Origin of the sequence: Bergeyella cardium (assembly GCF_009914665.1) — a bacterium.
GTDB classification, from domain to species: Bacteria; Bacteroidota; Bacteroidia; order Flavobacteriales; family Weeksellaceae; genus Bergeyella_A; species Bergeyella_A cardium.
Genome location: NZ_CP029149.1, coordinates 427,010 through 445,921, shown reverse-complemented (window position 1 = coordinate 445,921; position 18,912 = coordinate 427,010). Strand labels below are relative to the sequence as shown.

Sequence of the window (18,912 nt, the reverse complement as noted above, 5' to 3'; positions counted from 1 at the left end):
ACTGTTAAATTTTACTTTATTAAAAATGGATAGCAAAACCAAGGTTTCCACTAAATACTCCTTTTTGGCCTTCTTTGAAACCGATATCATATCTGATACCTGGTTCTAAAGATACATTTGGTGCTACAAACCAAGCATAACCTCCTTGTAAGCCTACTGCATTAGCACTATTACCATCTGAAGAAGCTCCATTAAAGTCTACTTGTAATGGGATTTGCCCGATAACATAATACTTAAGACCAAGTTTGTAATTGAAGGTATTTTGAGAGTTTCCCTCAGAAGTATATCCTAAACCTGCTTTAATTGCTAAGTTTTCGATTACAAAATAACCAGCTTCTGCACCAATCCTAAATGCTGTATTGCCATTTGAACTTTTTAATGCAACTCCTGTTTGTGCTGGACTAAACTGACCGAAACCAGTATTAGCTTCTACAACCCAGCTACCTTCTGATAATGCTTTTTGAGCATTTACGCTCATCATTCCGAAAAGTGCCAAAGCACTTGTTAAAAATAATTTTTTCATTGTTTAGAATTTTAATTTTCTTATTAAAAGTAGAGCAAATATAAACATTTTTTAGATACTACTAAAAGATTTTTTTTCTACATATGTAATAAATAATAAAACAAATTAAACAATAATAATGCCAAAATAATATTTTAATACATATATTTAAAAATATCAAGACTTTAAGTAGGAAAAAAATAATTATAAAGTATTAACAGATTAGGAATTATGATTTTTATCATAAATATGATTTTTTGATAAACTAAAGGTCTATTATAATGGTTAAAAGAATTTCCATAATATTGAAGTTTTGGTTATTTTTACCGAAATTTAAAATTATGAAAAAGCTGGTATTAGGACTTGTATTATTGGTAAGCATAGGATGTAAAAAAGAAATTAGAACCGAAAGTTCTCCATTGATAGATTCATTGGAAATGAATGATACAATACAATTGGATAGCATAGAACTAAATGGAAGTGAAGGAAAAACAATCTTCAGCCAAGGCGGAAAAACAATTATAGTTTTTGATACAAAAGCAAATACAGGAATAATAAATATTAATGGTAAAAAAATTCTACTGGATGAGTTAGTATTTACAGAAAATAATTATGAAATCAGTGGACAAAATATTAAAATAACTGCAGAGGATGGAGATTTCAAAGAATCTGAAAATAATTGTAATGAGGGGATTTTTAAGTGTGTATATATTGAATTTGAAGGCAAACTAAGTCTCCTTGAAAATATAAAAGTAAAAGACTGTAGAGATTATAACTAAAAGTTTTTAAAAAAAATTCTACTATCGTTTTTGACTTTGAGTAGCTTTTTTCTTTTTCTCTTGAATCTTGCCAAAGAACTTTTCTTACTTTATATCCCTAACAGCTTTAATCTTATTTGATACTTGACATTTGGTGCAGTTTATTTAGCTAAACCACAAAAATAGATGAAGTTAGTAATGCCTTATATTGTTTTAAGGTTTTACAAGTCAAAATCATCATTAGACACCGCAGTGCCGTCTGCCATTAGAAAGGCTTTCAGAAAGGGGGTAATGTTTCCATTCATCACCGAATCTACATCGGAGGTTTCGTAGGCAGAACGAACATCTTTCACGAGTTTGTAAGGGTGCATTACATAGTTTCGTATCTGGCTGCCCCATTCAATTTTCATTTTATTGGCTTCGATTTCGTTTCGGGCTTTCATCCTTTCTTCAAGCTCTATTTCATAGAGACGAGATTTGAGGAGCTGAAGCGCCTTTTCCTTGTTTTGAAGCTGAGAACGGCTCTCGGAGTTTTCAATAATAATGCCCGTAGGTGCGTGCCTAAGCCTTACGGCAGTCTCTACTTTATTTACATTCTGCCCGCCGGCACCTGAGGCTCTCATCGTCTCGAAGCTGATGTCCGCAGGGTTAATGTTAATTTCAATCGTATCATCTACAAGAGGGTATACATAGACCGAAACGAAGCTCGTATGCCGCTTGGCATTGCTGTCAAATGGGGAGATTCTCACCAGCCTGTGCACGCCGTTTTCGCCTTTTAAGTATCCGAAGGCATACTCGCCATCAATCTCGAGGGTAACGGTCTTGATGCCCGCCACATCTCCCTCCTGATAGTTGAGCTCTCGTATTTTGTAGCCTTGCTTTTCTGCCCACATTGTGTACATTCTCATCAGCATAGATGCCCAGTCGCAAGATTCCGTACCGCCAGCACCCGCCGTAATCTGAAGTACGGCAGAAAGCTCATCGCCTTCATTGGAAAGCATATTCTTAAACTCAAGGTTTTCTATTTTTTCAATGAGCAGGGGGAAGCTCTCATCGAGTTCCCGCTCGGAGTCTGGGTCTTCCTTAGCGAAGTCAGCAAGCACCTGTATATCCTCAAACGAGTGGAAGATTTCCTCATAATCATCTACCCATTTCTTTTTGGAGCGGAGCTGCTTTAGGAAAGATTCTGCCTCTTTTGGGTTGTCCCAAAACTCTGGTGCAGCGGTTTTTTCATCATCATTAGCAATTTCAATCTTCTTTTTATCTATTTGAAGATATTTATATAAATCCTCTATTCGGGACTGCGCGAGTTTTAACTGTTCTGCTGTTATCATTTTGCAAAGATAAGGTTTTCCCCACCGTAACCGCCCACTGTGTGGGGCACACTTAGACCGTAGCCGGTCGGGCACTTAGCCATAGCGTGGCAGGCAATTATTGAAAAAAAGCCCGTCGTTTAGGTCAGAGACCCTATTTTTTAGGTTAAAAAGCCCGCCGACCCGGTCAAAAACCCCGCTGACCCGGTTAAAAAGCCCGTCGACCTGGTTAGGAACCAGGAAAACGCGGTTAATAACCTGGAAATTGATAAAAAACAGTGTGTTTTTTTATTAAAATGATAATTAGCAGTTGGCTGCTGGCTATTAGCTAATTGCTATTTGCCAAAAGCTTACTGCCTGCTGCTTATTGCTTAAAGCCATAAGCCCTATATTTGTCATTATTTTTTTTTCAAGCCGATGTATCATAACCTTAAATTCATCAACGACCCTGTGTATGGAGCGGTAAAAATCCCCCACGAAATTATTTTTGATATTATAGAGCATCCGTATTTCCAGCGGCTGAGGCGCATTTCGCAGACCGGGCTTCTCAGCCTTACCTTTCCAGGGGCGGTACATACGCGGTTTCATCACGCTCTAGGGGCTATGCACCTAATGTTTACTGCTTTGGAAACCCTTAGACTGAAAGGGGTAGAGGTCTCTAAGGAAGAGGAAAAATCGGTAATGCTCGCTATTTTACTTCACGATATTGGGCACGGACCTTTCTCTCACGCTTTGGAAAGCAAGGTGATGAATGGGCTTCATCACGAGAAAATCTCAGCCCTGCTGATGGAGAGGCTTAATCAAGCCTTTGGCGGTGAGCTATCGGTGGCGATAGAGATGTTCCAAGGGAGGTATAAGCGGAAGTTTTTTAATCAGCTTATCTCTTCTCAGCTGGATGTAGACAGGTTGGATTATCTCCGCAGAGACAGCTTCTATACTGGGGTTTCCGAAGGGAATATCAATACTCAGCGCATTATTTCTATGATGAATGTAGCCGAAGATGAGTTGGTCATTGATGCCAAAGGTGTGCAGTCTATCGAGAATTTCCTTACAGCACGGATGTTTATGTATTGGCAGGTGTACTACCATAAAACGGCGGTTCTATGTGAGGTGATGCTCACCAAAATCCTTTCCCGAGCAAAGGCTCTTGCTGCTACAGGGTACGAGCTGGAGGTGTCAGAAAATCTCAGGTACTTCCTCTACCGAAAGGAGGAGTTTCAGGAGCCTTCTGCTGAGGATATTTTCCGATTTACACAGTTGGATGATACAGATGTATATCAGGCGATAAAGTCTTGGCAGCATACAGATGATTTTGTGCTTTCCTTTCTCTGCAAGGCCATTATGCAAAGGCGACTTCCGAAGGTCGTCCTCTCATTAAAACCTTTTAGTAAAGATTGTATTGATGAGAAAATATCAGCGGCAAATCAATGCTTCAATATAGAAAATGGAGAGCTTTTGGTAGATGATATCAGCAGAACCCTACTGCCGTACAATGTGGAAAAACAGCCGATTTATCTCTTGGAGAAGGACGGTTCTAAAATTCATTTACAAAATTCAGAAAACCCAATATTACTTTCTGCCATTACTCAGAAAACCGAGAAACATTATCTGATTTTCCCAAGTGATATCCGCTAATGTGAGGGGGATAAAACAGCGGTGAGGATTAAGCCTCATCGTTTTTAGATTCTGCTAAGAAGACTTCCAAGAGACCTTCTGGAAGCTCCATTTTGATGAATTTCTCTTTTCTGTTTACTTCCAGAATCCAGTCTTTAATAATAGGGATGATGACTTCCTTGCCATCAAGGTTGAGGATGAAATAATGCTGTGCTGTTTGGTCATTTACAGATTGGATTTCCCCATAGAGATTACCTTTATTATCCCATATCTTAAAGTGGATGATTTCGTGGTAGTAAAACTTCTTGCCTTCTAATTTAGGCAGTGTGGAGAGGGGGAGATATACCTCTTTCCCTATAACCTGCTCTGCGAGCTGATCGGTAGCATTTTTAAAGAGGATGTTGAGAGAATCCTGCTTGCTCCAAGAAATTTTTTGTATAAAAAATGGAACCAATAGTCCATTGATTTCAATGAATATTGATTCCAGTTTATTGTAAATCTCAGGTTGGTCAGTATCCAGTTTAAGGATTACATTCCCCTGTAGTCCGTGCTTACGCGTGATTTTTCCTAAAAAATAGCAATCTTCTTTACGCATAAAAACGGTAGACTTTTTAAGCCTCTGTGTTTTCTTCTGCTGGTGCAGATTCTTCGTTAGAAACTTCTTCATTAGCTTCTTCCACTGCCTCTTCTGCACTTTCAGTAGCCGCAACCTCTGCCTGAGCTTTTGCAGCAAGTCTTGCTTCATTTACTTTTTGTTCAGCTTCCAAAGCAGCTTTCTTAGCATCTTGTTTAGCTTTTACTAAACCGTTTGCTTTTTCTTGGATTTTAGCTTCTTTTGCTTCTAACCAAGCATTGAATCTCTTTTCAGCTTCAGCTTCATCAAAAGCACCTTTTGCTACACCTCCTTGAAGGTGTTTCTTGTACAATACTCCTTTGTAAGAAAGGATAGCTCTCGCAGTATCGGTAGGCTGAGCACCGTGGTTTAGCCACTTTACAGCTGAGTCTACATTCAGTTCAATAGTAGCAGGATTGGTAATTGGGTTGTAAGTACCCAACTTCTCGATGAATCTACCATCTCTTTTTGCTCTTGAATCTGCAACTACGATGTGATAAAAAGGTTTTCCTTTTTTACCGTGTCTTTGTAATCTAATTTTTACTGACATATGATAATTGTTTTAAGTGGGAACTCGTCCCTTGTTAAATAATTTTTGACGGGCAAAGATAAACATTTTTTTGAATGAGCAAACAACCGAAAGTAATATTTCCCTCTTCAGTCAAAATCATTACATTTGTGAGCATTAAAGAAAAAGTTATGAGCAGAATGAATTTTATAAAAGGAATAGGAATTGTGACTGCGGTTGTCTTTATTCTTTCTCTTTTTAATACAGGCTATTTATTGAGTTCTGATGAGCAGGAAGTAAAGACGATAATAGGCTCTGTCTTGGTGAGTCTTTCCCTCTTGCTGACATCCACTGCTATGCTTTTGGAGTATTTAAAGGTTCGTAAGGAGCAGAGAGAAATGAGGAAGGATGAGCATCAATCCTTTTAGCCTCGAAGTATAAAGAATAAGGCGATTAAAATAAAGATAAGAGCAATGAATATTCTTAGGAATTGATGTTGAGCCCTTATTTTTTTTGATGTATTTCTGCTCGGAAGTGGAGCTGGGTTGATAGGGGAGTGCTGCGTTTCTCTGCTATATTCGGAGACTTCGGTAATGGTAATCCCTTTCACAGCTGATTTGCTGATAACAGTATTCATCGCTTGGAGTACGATATGAAACTTCCCATTTTTAAACTCCGTTATTTTTATTTTCTTCTCACCGTAGGGAGCTACCAGCCCGAAAGGCAGAATCTTCACCGTATCGGCATTATTGGTTTGCCACGAGATGATGATTTCCTCACCTTTTGAAACTCTTACTTTATTAATACTGAAATTTTTTATAGAAGGAGGTAGAGTATAGGTCGTAGTTCTCGTCTGCTCGGAAATAGCCCTGTCAAAATGCAGCCGTTTTTCTTCATCTGTTAAGATTTCGTAGGCTTCCTGTATTTCCCTGAATCGTTTTTCAAAGAAAGGGTCGTTGCCATTCTTATCAGGGTGATATTTCAGTGAGAGTTTTCGGTAGGCTCGCCTTATATCGTCCGTAGAAGCATCGGGCTCTACACCTAAGAAGTAGTAATAATTCTTCATTTTAGATTAAAAGCTAATCCCTCCATACCTTACGAAGCTCCCCAAGATAACCATTGTAACGCCTAAAAGAGTTACGCTTGTGATATGTACTGCCATTTCTGGGAGCTTGCTAAGGTTCCCTTTTCTCAGTTTGGGGAGCACCCTCGTCTGAGCACTTATGGCAAAGCAAACGCTGAGAAGCAGGCAGGAGAGTTTTAAGGATACCACTGTTTCGATAGAATTGGAGAAGCTAAACCAAGATTTAAGCCCCGCATCATAATCATAAGCCATACTGATACCCGTGATAACCAGTAGAAGCAGTGAAGGCATACCTATGGGCTCATATTTTTTCTCAAAATTCCCGATGTAGCTAAAATCTTTGTACTTCAATGCGCGAGGCATATAGCCGATAGCTAAAACTAAGTGCCCGCCTACCCAGATGGTGGCAGCAATAAGGTGAATGATTAAGAGAAGATGATGCATAGTTTGGTTTTTTAAGGGTAAAATATCTTCGGTATTGTTGTTTAAATGCTTTTTACAATACCGAAGATTTTAAATAAAATGGAAAGCTATTAATCTTATCTCGCTAATACTTTCTTTATGGCTTCTTTTACAGCTTCTGCATCTATTTTATACTTTTTCATCAGCTGCGCAGGCGTTCCAGATTCCCCGAAAGTATCATTTACTGCTACAAACTCTTGTGGTGTAGGTCTTTTCCGTGCTAATAATCCTGCAACCGACTCCCCAAGCCCTCCGAGGTAGTTGTGCTCTTCGGCGGTAACGATTCTCCCTGTTTTCTCAACCGATTTCAGGATGATTTCCTCATCAAGAGGTTTAATTGTGTGGATATTGATAACCTCACAGGAGATTCCTTCTTTTTCTAACTCATCGGCTGCTACGAGAGATTCCCAAACCAAGTGCCCTGTCGCTACTATGGTTACATCTTTTCCTTCTTGGAGCATTATCCCTTTTCCGATTTCAAAAGGCATATCTTCTGGGATGAAAACAGGAACCGCAGGTCTTCCGAATCGGAGGTATACAGGTCCTTCGTAGTCAGCAATAGCGATGGTTGCAGCTTTTGTCTGGTTATAATCACAAGGGTTGATAACGACCATATTCGGCAACATCTTCATCATCCCGATGTCTTCCAATGTCTGGTGTGTAGCTCCGTCTTCACCGAGGGTGAGCCCAGCGTGGGAGGCACATATCTTTACATTTTTGTCAGAATAGGCTACCGACTGGCGTATCTGGTCATAGACTCTGGCAGTGGAGAAGTTGGCAAAGGTGCCCGTGAAAGGTATTTTCCCACTGATGGCAAGCCCTGCAGCAATGCCAATCATATTCGCCTCTGCAATCCCTACCTGATAGAACCTCTCGGGTGCTTTTTCTATAAATTTCTCCATTTTCAGTGAGCCGATAAGGTCAGCACAGAGGGCTACTACATTAGGATTCGTATCTGCGAGCTCTGCCAGCCCTGCTCCGAAGCCACTTCGTGTATCTTTTTTTTCTGTATAAGTATATTTCATTTTAATTCTATTAAATATGAGACTGATGTTTAATAATCCTGTGGATTGTCTAATGAAAGCTGCTCAAGAGCTTTTGCAAGCTGTTCATCGTTCGGAGTTTTTCCGTGCCAAGCGTTGGTTCCCATCATAAAATCTACCCCAGCGCCCATCTCTGTATGTAGTACGATGGCGATAGGCTTTCCTTTTCCTGTGAGCTGTTTTGCTTTTTCCAGAATTGAGATTACAGCTTCTATATCATTACCGCTTTTCTCCTCCAAAACTTCCCAGCCGAAAGCTCTCAGCTTCTCTGGAAGGTTGCCAAGAGAGAGTACTTTGTCTACATCTCCGTCGATTTGTCGGTTGTTGTAGTCTATCGTAGCGATGAGGTTATCCACCCTGTTATGAGCGGCAAACATCAATGCCTCCCAGATTTGACCTTCCTGTAGCTCGCCATCGCCGTGCAGCGTATATACAAGGTGTTGGTCATTATTCAGCTTTTTTCCGAGTGCAGCACCTATGGCTACCGAAAGCCCCTGACCGAGCGAACCAGATGCTACCCTTACGCCAGGCAAGTGGTCGTGAGTCGTAGGGTGCCCTTGCAGGCGGGTGTTTAGCTTTCTAAATGTCGCGAGCTCTTCTACTGGGAAGAAGCCCCTCCTCGCTAAAGTGGAGTAGAGCACAGGAGAGATATGCCCATTTGAGAGGAAGAACAGGTCTTCATTTCTCCCCTCCATAGAGAAAGGCAGTTTGTAATCCATCACCTGATGATAGAGGGCAAGGAAAAACTCTACACAGCCGAGACTACCACCAGGGTGGCCAGAACTTACGGCGTGTACCATTCTCAAAATGTCCCTTCTTGTTTGTGTTGCGAGCGTTTTAAGCTCTTGAATAGATGTGTTCATTATCCATTAGATTTATACGCCTGCGAAGGTACGATTTTATTTCCTTTTTGAGATACTTGTTAGTACGAAGTCATTTAGCAATAATTGTCTCCCTGGCTATGGACTCATTATCCCACACTATGTAACGAAATGAGGGTGTTGGGCGTCTAATAGCATTAAAATTTTAAAATGAAAAGATACATTGCTTTGGTATTAGGAGTAGCGTCTGGGGTATTGGCGGCTCAGAAGAGGTGGTCGTTAGAGGACTGCATACGATATGCGGAGGAGCATAATTTGGAGATTAGATATGCCCAGAAGAATAGCGATATACAGCAGAAGAATTTTGATATGGCAAGGAGAGAAGGCTTGCCAAGTGTAGCAGGCTCGGTGGGGAATGACTTCAACTTTGGGCAGAGCCAAGATGTCTTCGGAAATAACCACTCGAATAACAGCTTTAATAACAATGCCGGACTGAGGGCAAGCATCAGTGTGTATAACCACAGCAGGCTGAACAAGCAGATACAGAAATCGGGCTATGAGGTGGAAGCCAGCAGGTATGACCTTGAAAAAACCAAGAACGATATCTATGTGAGAATCGCTAAGCAGTACCTCACCGTATTGCTGAACAGGGAGGTGGAGCTCATCAATAAGAGTTCGTATGAAAATGCAGCGAAACTCTTGGAAAGAGCCGAGAAAACCACTGCGGCGGGGACTACGGCATACACCGTTTTGGCGGAAGCAAAAGCAGCGGTGGCAAGGGAGTTTCAGAACCTGAAAACAGCGGAAATCAATACCCATAATGCGCTTTTTGACCTGGCGATGCTCCTCCAAATAGAGGATTATAAGAGCTTTGATGTGGCGGAAAACCCCGTATTGGATATCCCAGAGCGGAATGCCCCTATCTCCGAAGAAAAACTAATGGAAATCTATAATAGCCGACCAGAAATCAAGAGTGCAGAGGCAAAAATTAGGGCTTCTGAGAAGCAAACCGAGATTGCCAAAACGGCTTTTTATCCGAGTATAAGCGCAAGCGCAGGGGTGGGAACTTTCTACTTCCGAGCATTGAACAGCGATGAGAATAAATCATTCTCCCAGCAGTATAAGGATAATTTCGGTCAGCAGCTCGGCGTTTCTGCCACGATTCCGATTTTCAACAAAGGGATTACCAAGCTACAAGTAGAGCAAGCGAAGCTCAGCGAGGAGCTCGCAAAAACCAACCTCCAGCAGCAGAAGCAGGAGGTGCTACAAAATGTACAACGAGCCGAATATACCGCACAGAGCAATTATGAAATCTACATCTCTGCCGTAGAAGCGGAGAAGTCGGCAGAGCTGGCACTTGATTTTGCCGAGAAGAGCTATGAGGCAGGGCGCACCACCATCTATGATGTGAATATCGCGAGGAATAATTATGCGAATGCACAAGGCTCGGTGGCACAAGCGAAGTTTAATTATATCTTCCAGCTCAAGCTTTTGGACTTCTATGCTGGCTTACCGTTTAGCCTTTAATGGGGCTTAGTATTATCTTTGCCGAAAAAAAGAGTGTCTATAAACCTATTGCCGAAATTTTTACCAGAACACACGCTCCCTTACCTTAAAAAGTGGTTTGGGAGCTATCGTATTCATATACACATTACCCGAGACAGGCATTCTAAGCAGGGAGATTATATAAAACTCCCCAATGATAGCCATAAGATTACGCTTAATTCTACCCTCGAGCCTGAGTTGTTCTTCTTTGTGCTTACTCACGAGCTGGCACATCTCCTCGCCTTTGAAAAATTCGGAAGGAGGATACCCCCACACGGTAAAGAGTGGAAGCTCACCTTTGGAAATATGATATTGGAAAGCCTGCCCGTATACAAAGAGGAAGCAAGACCTCTGCTGATAAAGTTTTCCAAATCTCCGAAAGCGAATTTTATGGCAAGTGAAGATTTGGTGAGGTACTTCCGCCCAGAACCCGAGACTACAGATGGCGTCTATATAGAAAATCTCGCGATGGGAGAGGAGTTTATCTACCGAAAGCAGGTGTATAAGCTCATAGAAAAGCGGAAAAAAAATTATCTTTGCCAGAATTTAAGTACGGATAAGAAGTATATGTTTAAATCCGTTACTCTTGTACAAAGAAAAAAACAAAATGGAGAATAATAATAAGTATTGTATTATAATGGCAGGAGGGATAGGTAGCCGTTTCTGGCCGCTGAGTACTCAAGAGTTTCCAAAGCAGTTTTTGGATATATTAGGCACAGGAAATACGATGATTCAGCAGACTTATCAAAGGATTTCTAAAATAATCCCTGCCGAAAATATCTTCGTAATAACCAATAGAGACTATATAGAAGTGTGTAAAGAGCAGCTACCAGAGGTGCTACCAGAAAATATCGTAGGCGAGCCGATGATGAAGAATACCGCAGCCTGCAATCTCTATATGGTGAATAAAATAAGCCATAAAAACCCCGATGCAAATATTGTAGTTCTCCCCGCTGATCACTTAATATTAAACGAAAACCGTTTTCAGCAGAAGATTAATATGGCACTTCAGCTGGCATCGGAAAACGAATACCTCATTACATTGGGGATTACCCCTACACGCCCCGACACAGGCTATGGATATATTCAGTATCTGCCTACCGAGAAGGCAGACTATTATAAAGTAAAGACCTTTACCGAAAAACCCGATTTGGAAATAGCAAAATCCTTCCTTGAAAGTGGAGATTTCCTTTGGAATGCAGGGATTTTTATCTGGAATGCTAAGGTTATTCTGAAATCATTCAGTAAATATCTGCCAGAAATGCTTCATCAGTTTAATTCCTGTGAGTACAATAGCTCTGAAGAGAATTCTTGCATTGATATTATTTATCCGAAGGTTACAAAAATATCAATAGACAATGCCATCCTTGAAAAAGCAGATAATGTTTATGTAATCCCAGCAGATTTAGGCTGGAGTGACTTAGGAACTTGGACTTCCGTATACGAACACACAGAGAAAGATGGAGAAAATAATTCAATAAATCATAATACTAAAGTCTATAATGCTTCTGGGAATATTGTAAGGCTTGGCAGTAAAAATAAAAAGGCGATTATAGATGGTATAAAGGACTATATTGTAATAGATACAGAAGAAGCCCTCCTTATCTGCCCCCGTAAGAATGACCAACTGATAAAGAATTATGTAAACGATTTATACTCTACCAATAAACAGTAGGAAGTTTAGAGTTTGGGCTTTGCCTGTGCAAAGAGGGAAGGTAAAAACCTTTAAAATTTCGTATAAAATTTTTCGTTTATCAGAAAAAATATATACATTTGCAACCACTAAACAAGGTACTTTGGCCGAGTGGCTAGGCAGTGGTCTGCAACACCATCTACAGCGGTTCGAATCCGCTAGGTACCTCAAAAAAGAGACTTAAAATATTTTAAGTCTCTTTTTGTTTTAGTGCTTCATATAATTTGTAGAATATTCATCTCTATTCTCAGGGCTTGCAAAAAGGATTTAAGTTTTGAGGTTTAAAATAATCATCTCCATAAAAAGACTACTGAACAGAATTAATCAGTAGCCAATATTTTGAAATATAAAAACTGCTCCACAAGATAGCTAACAGCCAATTGCTATAAGCCATCTATGGATAAGGAGCAAGGGTTACCTCTAAGCCTTCGAGGTTTTCGGTGATTGGAATCTGGCACCCCAATCGGGAATTTGACTGGGTATGATACGCCTCAGCAAGCATTGCATCTTCCTCTGCTTCCATTGGGGCGAGGAGTTCCTCTCCTTTCTCTACATAAACCTGGCAGGAAGCACACATCGCCATACCACCACAGTTACCAATAGTACCGTCTTCAGCAATGGCATAGGCACGCATAACCTCCATAAGGCTCATAGACATATCCGTAGGTGCAGCAATCTCGTGCACTACACCGTCCCTATCTTTTATTTTAATATTTACATCACTCATTTTGCTGTATTAATCTATCTTTTTTACCACTGCTTTTTCGGCCTCCTTACGGCTGCCATCAAAGCCATCTACCCCACTTACGGTAGTGTATTTAAGGACATATTTCTTACCTGGGTTTAGCTTGTTATATACGGACTGGCACATCAGTGTAGCTTCGTGGAAACCACAGAGAATGAGCTTGAGCTTGCCTGGGTAGGTATTGATATCACCTATGGCATACACGCCGTCTATATTGGTTTGATAATCGAGTGTATTATCTACTTTAATGGCGTTTTTCTCTATTTCCAAGCCCCAGTTGGCCAATTCACCGAGTTTAGGAGTAAGCCCAAAGAGCGGGATGAAATAATCGGTCTCCAAGTCGAAAGCCTCCTCGCCTTCTTTCTGTACGGTGATTGCCTGTACGCGCCCCTCACCCTTTACGGCAGTAACTTCAGCAGGGGTAATCAGATTAATCTTACCTTGATTTTTAAGCTCCTGAACTTTTTCAACAGAGTCTAATGCTCCGCGAAATTCATTTCTCCTGTGGATAAGGGTTACTTCTTTCGCTACATTTGAAAGGAAGATGCTCCAGTCCAAAGCAGAGTCTCCACCACCCGCAATAACGATTTTTTTATCTCTGAAAAGCTCTGGGTCTTTCACGAAATACTCTATGCCTTTTTCTTCGTAATCCGCTACATTATCAAACTCGGGTTTTCTCGGTTCAAAAGTTCCAAGTCCGCCCGCAATGGCTACTGCTTTTGCACGGTGAACAGTCCCTTTATTTGTAACTACCTCAAACCACTCTTCATCTACCTTTGTAAGAGAAACGGCAGTCTCAGAAAGGGTGAAACCTGGCTCAAACTGCTTAATTTGCTCCATTAGATTATCGATAAGCTCACCTGCACCCACTGATGGATAGCCTGGAATATCAAAAATAGGCTTCTTAGGATATAGCTCTGCAAGCTGACCACCTGGCTGAGGAAGAGCATCTATTATATGGCATTTTATTTTGAGTAAGCCTGCTTCAAAAACAGTAAAAAGTCCCGTAGGACCTGCTCCAATTATAAGTAAATCTGTTGTAATCATAGAAAAATCTTTTAGAGATTAAAAAATTGAATGCAAATTTATAAAATATATTGTAATTTCGCTTGCAAATAAAATGGCAGTATTTTTGTAAAAACTGGCGAATGAAAAAAATCATATTACTCATACTTCTAAGTATTTCAAACCTTTCAATAGCTCAGAAATTTGACAATATCCAATCTGGAGAAGTCCTGTCTTACAGAATTCATTACGGTATATTCACTGCGGGTACAGCTACCCTCTCTGCAAATATTAAAACCTATAATAATAAACCTCATCTCTATGTAAGAGGTGTAGGCAGAAGTTCGGGAGCAGTGCGCGCTTTCTTTAAAGTAGATGACCTCTATGAAAGCTATGTAAGTACCTCCACAGGACTGCCGAGTTTCTATGTACGAAATGTAAGCGAAGGGAGCTATAAGCAGCATTTGCAGGCAAGTTTTAACCACGCAAATAATACATTAGTCCTCACCGATAAAATAAATACGGAGAACCCTCCCCGCACCATAAAAACAACCGCAGGAATACAAGATATGCTCTCTGCCTTTTATCATCTGAGGAGTCTCAGTCCAGAGCAGTTAAAAGTAGGAGATGTTATTAACCTTAATGTCTGGATAGATGATGAGTCTTTCCCTTTCAGGCTAAAAGTAGTAGGTGTGGAAAACATTAAAACCAAATTTGGAAGGGTAAATTGCCTTAAAATAATACCTTCGGTAATGAGTGGAAGAGTCTTTAAAGATAAAGAAGGGGTTTCATTATGGGTAACGAATGATAGCAACCACATCCCTATCGCAATACAGGCTCAATTGGTTGTAGGCTCTATAAAGGCTGATTTGGTGGATTATAAAAATATAATGCATCCTATTGATTTCAAAACTAAAAAATAAAAACGCCACTCCAAAACGATGAATATCTCAATATTAATCCCGCTATTTAACGAAGAAGAATCATTAGAAGAGCTTTTTTATCGTATAGATAAAGTCTGCAAGGAGCATCAATACACCTATGAAGTTTGGTTTATAGACGATGGCAGTACCGACCACTCCTGGTCTATCATTGAAAATCTCAAAATACAAAACCCACAGATACACGGTATAAAATTCTCTCAGAATTATGGTAAATCTCAAGCACTAAATGCCGCATTTGCCAAAGCAAAAGGAGAAGTTGTCATCACTATGGATGCCGATTTGCAAGACTTCCCAGAAGAAATCCCTGAGCTTTATAATATGGTGGTAAAAGACAATTACGATATCGTCTCTGGATGGAAAAAAAAACGCTACGATAATGTAATGACAAAAAATCTGCCCTCCAAACTCTTCAATGCTGCTGCAAGGAGAGTCTCTGGGGTTTATCTGCACGACTTCAATTGCGGACTAAAAGCCTACAAAAAGCAAGTGATAAAATCCATAGATGTATATGGAGATATGCACAGATACATACCCGTACTTGCCGCCAATGCAGGCTTCCGAAAGATTACCGAAAAAGCAGTACAGCATCAGGCTCGCCCTTATGGAGTTTCAAAATTTGGAACAGAGCGGTTTATCAGAGGTTTTTTAGATTTGATCACCCTATGGTTTGTGAGCCGCTTTGGCAGGCGACCAATGCATTTCTTTGGGGCAGTAGGTACCCTTATGTTTATTATAGGATTTCTCTCAGCTCTTTGGCTCGGAGCCTCCAAACTAATCGATGTTTATATCCACAAAATATACGGAAACTTAATCGCCAACAATCCTTGGTTTTTCATTGCTCTTACAATGATGATTTTGGGAACACTACTTTTCGTTTCTGGATTTCTCGGTGAGCTTATTATCCGAACCAACAGGGAGCACAAGAACTACCATATAGAAGAAGAGATTTAATTTTTAGGTATTGTTAGCTACATACATTTTTATAATTTAGCGGGATGAACTGTACTAAATGTTAATCATCAAGATTAAACCGAGTTTTTGGGGAGAGCGGTGGAGAGATAAATATTTTTTGCAGTGATTATTGGAAATGTCAGAGGTAATTTGCAGTGAAAAACCTATAGAATCAAAATACAATAGAGATATATAATAGTAGAATAAGGTATTATTTGGCAAGAATTAAGTGAAAAGGAAAAATCTCCTCAAAGTCAAAAATGATAGTAGAAAGTTCTTTGAAACTTTTGTTTTTAAAGCTAAATAACGAATTGAGAATATGATAATTTAACGATAACTTTAATTTTAATATTTCAACAATGATGAAAAAGTTTTTATTTGGAGCAATAGCAATGCTCTTGCTCACAGTAACAGGGTGTAGAAATGATGATTTCAATAGCACCCAGCAGATAAAGCCAGTACCTTTTAAGGTTATTACGCATTATGACAGGAGTTATGGAGACCAGAAACCCAATGCTGCCTCTGTAACCATTACAAATCTTGAAACTCAGGAGAAAATTGAAAAGCAAACCGATGCGAATGGAGAGGTAAGCCTTTCAGAATTACTGCCAGGGGAGTATAATGTAAGTATTACTCAGAAGCTATCAGCAGAGAAATTTTTGGAGATATTTGGCTACAACCTCACGGGGCAGGACGAGATTACATTTAATGGAAGCCAGGAGAAAGTGGTCGTTAATTCCAATACCTCTTCGGTTAGTATTTCATTAACTGCGGGTACAATCGGTAGCTTGGTGCTGAAACAAATCTACTATGCGGGTTCTGATGTAAAGAAAGGAGCAATGTTTAGAGACCAGTTTGTGGAGATATTTAATAACTCTAATGAGGTTCAGTATGCTGATGGGCTTTATTTTGCACAACTAAAAGGTAATGGCAGTAAGAAAGTAACCGAGTATACACTGGCAAATGGTCAGTATGATTGGAGTAAGTCTGCTGGGAACAACATCGGTTCTGCAGCGAATACAGACTATGTATATGCTATTTATGTATATAAAATCCCAGGTACAGGCAAGCAATATCCTATAAACCCAGGGGAGAGTATTGTAATAGCAGCTACTGCGATTAATCATAAAGAACCTATTTTGGACAACTCAGGAAACCCTATTAAAATAGAAGATCCAGAACTTACAGTAGATTTAAAAAATGCAGACTTTGAGGGATATTTAGGAAATTATAGACAGTCTATAGGTCAGCCTGTTTATTTCACAGATATAGACAACCCAAGTGTTCCAGATTTGGAAGTCATTCATATGGGAGAAGGAGCTAAGGACTTCTTACTAAATCCACAGGGGAAAGAGTCTATGGTTATCTTCCGTGCTACAGAGGCAGAAGTAGCAGCTTATCCTAAGGTTTATTTGCCTAATGGAGATAAAAAATATCAGTATCTCAGACTTCCAAACACTGCTATTATAGACGGTGTAGATCTCAACCTTAAAGACCAGGGCAGACCGAAACAGCTGGCAGATAATGTAGATTCTCAATATACCTTTACCGCTTTGGGGGCTTATTCTTCATCTTGTGTTATGAGAAAGGTAAAGACTACCGTTAATGGTAGAAAGATATTACAGGATACCAATAACTCTCAGCAAGATTTTACAACGGTAAGAGCAAACCCAAGAGGTTTCTAAAATCAATAGGTATATGATACAATCTGTAAATCAATCAAGCCTGTACTCCACAAGAAAAATACTCTTGTGGGGTATGGCTTTTTTCTCTACCTATCTTTCTGCGCAGGACAGTTTAATCATTGGGCAAGAGGCTGTGTATAAAGATGAGGTTGTCTCCAATCCACATATCGCTTTCCAAAGGTCGTTTCCTAATTATACCGAAACTGCGGTTCAGCTCAATACAAAGAATTCTCGGTTTAATAGAGTGCAAACCGCCGAGAGTACCTATGATTTTTATTTTAGTTCTAAGGGATTATTCAAGATTAATCCTAAGCTGTTCATCAGTGGGAATATAGATTTTCATAAGATAAAGGAAAAGCAAGTAGGTAATATTCTACTGGAAGAGCGTACGGATAACCAGTTTGCTGTCAATAAACCTTATTATTATGTTAGTAGAAAGGGCGATTGGGATAAGCAGCAATATCATCTGAGAGGGACTATTGCATATCAGCCGTTTAGTAATATCGTTTTTCAGGCAATGGCAGATGGGTATTATGATGAGAATTACAGAAATATAGATGCCCGACCGAAAGTGCAGAATGTTAATTATGAATTTGCTTTTAAAGCAGGTTATACCTTCCGAAAGCATCAGCTGTTGGCTTTTGTTGGTTATCAGGATTTTCATAAGGATTATCATATCTTTTACGAGAACCCAGAGCTCAATAATATCATTACCTATCCAGATACTTTCCTCACTTGGAATCAAGGGTATGGCAATAATTATGTCTCAAACTCCACTTCTGGAATCATCAGAAATGTTTATAAACAGCAGGGGAATTATTTAGGAGCAGATTATATTTTCTATGGCAAATCATCTCTGCTGAAACTGAGCTATCAGAATGAGTATAGCTTGTTGAAGACCTATGATGATTTTATTCTCAATTCTAATAAAAAAGAACTCGCTCTCAGAACAGAAACCGATAAATTTTCAGTTTTTTTCAGACATGCTGGTCAGTCTAAAATCTGGGAGACTTTGCTTATGGCATCTTCGTCATCCAGTATCAACTTTAATTATACAAAGCAGGCATCATCCAATCGCCAAATTAACGAAGAAGTGAGCATTAAAACTCATCTCTCCTTCCTTAAAAACAACGGCGAAACTACTCGGCTGGGGTTTGGTGCAAAGACAGGGAAATTCTCTACCAAAGACCTCTCTGTATTTTTAGATAAGAATATTTATTATGCGGCATTTAGCCTTGCTTATGGGCAGGATTTTAAGCTCTCTCCAAAGAATAAATTCTACTATAATATAGAAGGCAATCTCTACCTGCCTCTCAAGCATAAATTTGATTATAAGCCCTACCAAAATGTACGGAATAATCAGTTTGTAGATAGCGTAGCCTCGCCAGACCACCTCTATGATACTTCCACACGCTGCCAGCCGTTTTTAGAACTCGGTCTTGATACCACCAGAAAATCCTATATGTGGAGACTTTTTGTGAATACCAGTACGACTTTCTTTGTCTCAAATCAAAATTTTAAAGTTCCACATCCATTCAATAAACAACAATCCCTCACTTGGAATATAGGGCTAAAAATTTATAACTAAAATGGGGCTATTAGCCATATGTAGAAAATCTCTACTTT

The 18,912-nt window shown here is 39.8% G+C and carries 20 protein-coding genes and 1 tRNA gene; 11 read left to right on the top strand and 10 right to left on the bottom strand.

What is annotated here, in order from left to right; all coding sequences use genetic code 11:
* Positions 1 to 19 precede the first annotated feature (19 nt).
* Positions 20 to 523: a hypothetical protein gene (locus tag DBX24_RS02040; RefSeq protein WP_160223815.1), complete on the bottom strand. Its 504-nt coding sequence runs from the start codon at positions 521 to 523 to the stop codon at positions 20 to 22.
* A gap of 320 nt (positions 524 to 843) precedes the next feature.
* Here DBX24_RS02040 and DBX24_RS02035 point away from each other — a divergent pair, with 320 nt between their 5' ends.
* Positions 844 to 1,281 carry a hypothetical protein gene (locus DBX24_RS02035; protein WP_120488585.1) on the top strand — a complete coding sequence of 146 codons (438 nt, stop codon included), beginning with the start codon at positions 844 to 846 and terminating at the stop codon, positions 1,279 to 1,281.
* Between the two features lie 200 nt (positions 1,282 to 1,481).
* Here DBX24_RS02035 and prfB read toward each other — a convergent pair whose 3' ends face one another.
* Positions 1,482 to 2,594 (bottom strand): peptide chain release factor 2, encoded by a 1,113-nt coding sequence (gene prfB, locus DBX24_RS02030; protein ID WP_160223814.1) that lies wholly within the window; start codon positions 2,592 to 2,594, stop codon positions 1,482 to 1,484.
* Between the two features lie 396 nt (positions 2,595 to 2,990).
* On the opposite strand from prfB, the gene DBX24_RS02025 reads away from it, so the two are divergent.
* Positions 2,991 to 4,208 (top strand): HD domain-containing protein, encoded by a 1,218-nt coding sequence (locus DBX24_RS02025; RefSeq protein ID WP_160223813.1) that lies wholly within the window; start codon positions 2,991 to 2,993, stop codon positions 4,206 to 4,208.
* 28 nt (positions 4,209 to 4,236) lie between these two features.
* Here DBX24_RS02025 and rimM read toward each other — a convergent pair whose 3' ends face one another.
* Both rimM and DBX24_RS02015 read right to left on the bottom strand, forming a co-directional pair.
* Positions 4,237 to 4,782, bottom strand: coding sequence for a ribosome maturation factor RimM (gene rimM, locus DBX24_RS02020; RefSeq protein WP_160224676.1), 546 nt, complete (start codon positions 4,780 to 4,782; stop codon positions 4,237 to 4,239).
* 16 nt (positions 4,783 to 4,798) lie between these two features.
* Positions 4,799 to 5,350: a 30S ribosomal protein S16 gene (locus DBX24_RS02015; RefSeq protein WP_160223812.1), complete on the bottom strand. Its 552-nt coding sequence runs from the start codon at positions 5,348 to 5,350 to the stop codon at positions 4,799 to 4,801.
* 149 nt (positions 5,351 to 5,499) lie between these two features.
* Here DBX24_RS02015 and DBX24_RS02010 point away from each other — a divergent pair, with 149 nt between their 5' ends.
* Positions 5,500 to 5,736 (top strand): hypothetical protein, encoded by a 237-nt coding sequence (locus tag DBX24_RS02010; RefSeq protein ID WP_160223811.1) that lies wholly within the window; start codon positions 5,500 to 5,502, stop codon positions 5,734 to 5,736.
* Here the strand turns inward: DBX24_RS02010 and DBX24_RS02005 are convergent.
* From DBX24_RS02005 to DBX24_RS01990, 4 genes are all read right to left on the bottom strand, one after another.
* Positions 5,733 to 6,374 carry a J domain-containing protein gene (locus DBX24_RS02005; RefSeq protein WP_160223810.1) on the bottom strand — a complete coding sequence of 214 codons (642 nt, stop codon included), beginning with the start codon at positions 6,372 to 6,374 and terminating at the stop codon, positions 5,733 to 5,735. The two genes, DBX24_RS02010 and DBX24_RS02005, sit on opposite strands and share 4 nt — an antisense overlap.
* A 6-nt stretch (positions 6,375 to 6,380) precedes the next feature.
* Positions 6,381 to 6,836, bottom strand: a complete 456-nt coding sequence (locus tag DBX24_RS02000; protein WP_120488592.1) for a copper resistance protein CopD — start codon at positions 6,834 to 6,836, stop codon at positions 6,381 to 6,383.
* 95 nt (positions 6,837 to 6,931) lie between these two features.
* Positions 6,932 to 7,879 (bottom strand): transketolase family protein, encoded by a 948-nt coding sequence (locus DBX24_RS01995; protein WP_120488593.1) that lies wholly within the window; start codon positions 7,877 to 7,879, stop codon positions 6,932 to 6,934.
* Between the two features lie 29 nt (positions 7,880 to 7,908).
* The gene (locus tag DBX24_RS01990) at positions 7,909 to 8,760 is read right to left on the bottom strand and encodes a transketolase (RefSeq protein WP_160223809.1); all 852 of its coding nucleotides are present in this window, start codon (positions 8,758 to 8,760) and stop codon (positions 7,909 to 7,911) included.
* A gap of 168 nt (positions 8,761 to 8,928) precedes the next feature.
* On the opposite strand from DBX24_RS01990, the gene DBX24_RS01985 reads away from it, so the two are divergent.
* From DBX24_RS01985 to DBX24_RS01970, 4 genes are all read left to right on the top strand, one after another.
* Complete coding sequence (locus tag DBX24_RS01985; RefSeq protein WP_160223808.1) at positions 8,929 to 10,245, top strand: TolC family protein; 1,317 nt, start codon at positions 8,929 to 8,931, stop codon at positions 10,243 to 10,245.
* A gap of 48 nt (positions 10,246 to 10,293) precedes the next feature.
* Positions 10,294 to 10,881 carry a SprT-like domain-containing protein gene (locus DBX24_RS01980; protein ID WP_260392825.1) on the top strand — a complete coding sequence of 196 codons (588 nt, stop codon included), beginning with the start codon at positions 10,294 to 10,296 and terminating at the stop codon, positions 10,879 to 10,881.
* Positions 10,871 to 11,938: a mannose-1-phosphate guanylyltransferase gene (locus DBX24_RS01975; RefSeq protein ID WP_160223806.1), complete on the top strand. Its 1,068-nt coding sequence runs from the start codon at positions 10,871 to 10,873 to the stop codon at positions 11,936 to 11,938. Before DBX24_RS01980 ends, DBX24_RS01975 begins: the two co-directional genes overlap by 11 nt.
* A gap of 115 nt (positions 11,939 to 12,053) precedes the next feature.
* Positions 12,054 to 12,124: transfer RNA gene (locus tag DBX24_RS01970), tRNA-Cys, on the top strand.
* Between the two features lie 226 nt (positions 12,125 to 12,350).
* On the opposite strand, the gene DBX24_RS01965 is transcribed toward DBX24_RS01970, so the two are convergent.
* Both DBX24_RS01965 and DBX24_RS01960 read right to left on the bottom strand, forming a co-directional pair.
* Positions 12,351 to 12,683 (bottom strand): 2Fe-2S iron-sulfur cluster-binding protein, encoded by a 333-nt coding sequence (locus DBX24_RS01965; protein ID WP_120488598.1) that lies wholly within the window; start codon positions 12,681 to 12,683, stop codon positions 12,351 to 12,353.
* 9 nt (positions 12,684 to 12,692) lie between these two features.
* Positions 12,693 to 13,748 carry an NAD(P)/FAD-dependent oxidoreductase gene (locus DBX24_RS01960; RefSeq protein ID WP_160223805.1) on the bottom strand — a complete coding sequence of 352 codons (1,056 nt, stop codon included), beginning with the start codon at positions 13,746 to 13,748 and terminating at the stop codon, positions 12,693 to 12,695.
* Between the two features lie 101 nt (positions 13,749 to 13,849).
* On the opposite strand from DBX24_RS01960, the gene DBX24_RS01955 reads away from it, so the two are divergent.
* The 4 genes from DBX24_RS01955 to DBX24_RS01940 all read left to right on the top strand — a co-directional run bounded on the left by DBX24_RS01955 (position 13,850) and on the right by DBX24_RS01940 (position 18,874).
* A complete protein-coding gene (locus DBX24_RS01955; RefSeq protein WP_160223804.1) occupies positions 13,850 to 14,629 on the top strand; it encodes a DUF3108 domain-containing protein in 780 nt (259 codons plus the stop codon).
* Positions 14,630 to 14,647: 18 nt separating this feature from the next.
* Positions 14,648 to 15,601, top strand: a complete 954-nt coding sequence (locus tag DBX24_RS01950; protein WP_120488601.1) for a glycosyltransferase family 2 protein — start codon at positions 14,648 to 14,650, stop codon at positions 15,599 to 15,601.
* 359 nt (positions 15,602 to 15,960) lie between these two features.
* Positions 15,961 to 17,286 (top strand): DUF4876 domain-containing protein, encoded by a 1,326-nt coding sequence (locus DBX24_RS01945; RefSeq protein ID WP_160223803.1) that lies wholly within the window; start codon positions 15,961 to 15,963, stop codon positions 17,284 to 17,286.
* Between the two features lie 13 nt (positions 17,287 to 17,299).
* On the top strand, positions 17,300 to 18,874 hold the full coding sequence (locus DBX24_RS01940; RefSeq protein WP_160223802.1) for a DUF6850 family outer membrane beta-barrel protein: 1,575 nt from the start codon (positions 17,300 to 17,302) through the stop codon (positions 18,872 to 18,874).
* Positions 18,875 to 18,912 lie beyond the last annotated feature (38 nt).

Excerpts from the sequence above, each read along its gene's own strand:
- DBX24_RS02040 (WP_160223815.1), bottom strand. The coding sequence starts at position 523 with ATGAAAAAATTATTTTTAACAAGTGCTTTGGCACTTTTCGGAATGATG.
- DBX24_RS02035 (WP_120488585.1), top strand. The coding sequence starts at position 844 with ATGAAAAAGCTGGTATTAGGACTTGTATTATTGGTAAGCATAGGATGT.
- prfB (WP_160223814.1), bottom strand. The coding sequence starts at position 2,594 with ATGATAACAGCAGAACAGTTAAAACTCGCGCAGTCCCGAATAGAGGAT.
- DBX24_RS02025 (WP_160223813.1), top strand. The coding sequence starts at position 2,991 with ATGTATCATAACCTTAAATTCATCAACGACCCTGTGTATGGAGCGGTA.
- rimM (WP_160224676.1), bottom strand. The coding sequence starts at position 4,782 with ATGCGTAAAGAAGATTGCTATTTTTTAGGAAAAATCACGCGTAAGCAC.
- DBX24_RS02015 (WP_160223812.1), bottom strand. The coding sequence starts at position 5,350 with ATGTCAGTAAAAATTAGATTACAAAGACACGGTAAAAAAGGAAAACCT.
- DBX24_RS02010 (WP_160223811.1), top strand. The coding sequence starts at position 5,500 with ATGAGCAGAATGAATTTTATAAAAGGAATAGGAATTGTGACTGCGGTT.
- DBX24_RS02005 (WP_160223810.1), bottom strand. The coding sequence starts at position 6,374 with ATGAAGAATTATTACTACTTCTTAGGTGTAGAGCCCGATGCTTCTACG.
- DBX24_RS02000 (WP_120488592.1), bottom strand. The coding sequence starts at position 6,836 with ATGCATCATCTTCTCTTAATCATTCACCTTATTGCTGCCACCATCTGG.
- DBX24_RS01995 (WP_120488593.1), bottom strand. The coding sequence starts at position 7,879 with ATGAAATATACTTATACAGAAAAAAAAGATACACGAAGTGGCTTCGGA.
- DBX24_RS01990 (WP_160223809.1), bottom strand. The coding sequence starts at position 8,760 with ATGAACACATCTATTCAAGAGCTTAAAACGCTCGCAACACAAACAAGA.
- DBX24_RS01985 (WP_160223808.1), top strand. The coding sequence starts at position 8,929 with ATGAAAAGATACATTGCTTTGGTATTAGGAGTAGCGTCTGGGGTATTG.
- DBX24_RS01975 (WP_160223806.1), top strand. The coding sequence starts at position 10,871 with ATGGAGAATAATAATAAGTATTGTATTATAATGGCAGGAGGGATAGGT.
- DBX24_RS01965 (WP_120488598.1), bottom strand. The coding sequence starts at position 12,683 with ATGAGTGATGTAAATATTAAAATAAAAGATAGGGACGGTGTAGTGCAC.
- DBX24_RS01960 (WP_160223805.1), bottom strand. The coding sequence starts at position 13,748 with ATGATTACAACAGATTTACTTATAATTGGAGCAGGTCCTACGGGACTT.
- DBX24_RS01955 (WP_160223804.1), top strand. The coding sequence starts at position 13,850 with ATGAAAAAAATCATATTACTCATACTTCTAAGTATTTCAAACCTTTCA.
- DBX24_RS01950 (WP_120488601.1), top strand. The coding sequence starts at position 14,648 with ATGAATATCTCAATATTAATCCCGCTATTTAACGAAGAAGAATCATTA.
- DBX24_RS01945 (WP_160223803.1), top strand. The coding sequence starts at position 15,961 with ATGATGAAAAAGTTTTTATTTGGAGCAATAGCAATGCTCTTGCTCACA.
- DBX24_RS01940 (WP_160223802.1), top strand. The coding sequence starts at position 17,300 with ATGATACAATCTGTAAATCAATCAAGCCTGTACTCCACAAGAAAAATA.